At 55.2% G+C, this 484-nt stretch carries 1 protein-coding gene; it reads left to right on the top strand.

The annotated features are described in order from the left end of the window. On the top strand, positions 1 to 484 hold a 484-nt coding region (locus ACFFGT_RS04490), incomplete at both ends, for a condensation domain-containing protein (protein WP_377021311.1).

The following is a 484-nucleotide window of genomic DNA, read 5'->3' as shown; positions in this document are numbered from 1 at the left end:
TGTACCCGTTTGATGAACTAATAGACCAGCTGGATTTGCCGCGTGACCTGAGCCGTAACGCCTTGTTCGATGTGATGGTGGTGTTGCAGAACACGGGGATGGGCAAGGGAGTGCTCCCGACACTTGACGGCCTTGAAGTAAGGGCCTATGAAGAAGTGCAGACAGAGAGCAGTAAGTTCGACCTGACGTTCAATTTTACAGAAGGCACAGAGGGAATCCTGCTGGACCTGACCTATAACAGTGATATCTACAGCCGAGAGATGGCAGAGCGCTTATGCGGTCACCTGGAGCGGCTGCTGCCGGCGGTATGCGGTTCACCGGATGCACCAATTTCGGAGCTGGATTACCTGAGTGCTGCAGAGCGCAAAGAACTCCTGGAAAGTTTCAATGATACGGCGGTAGCCTACCCTGAGGAGGAGACGCTTGTTTCGCTTTTCGAGGCACAGGCAGCGCAGGCCCCCGGATCACCGGCACTGGTATTCGG

This window comes from Mucilaginibacter angelicae (assembly GCF_042434235.1).
Lineage (GTDB): Bacteria > Bacteroidota > Bacteroidia > Sphingobacteriales > Sphingobacteriaceae > Mucilaginibacter > Mucilaginibacter angelicae.
The sequence above is the reverse complement of the archived record's forward strand: the minus strand, read 5'-3'. Positions and strand labels throughout refer to the sequence as shown.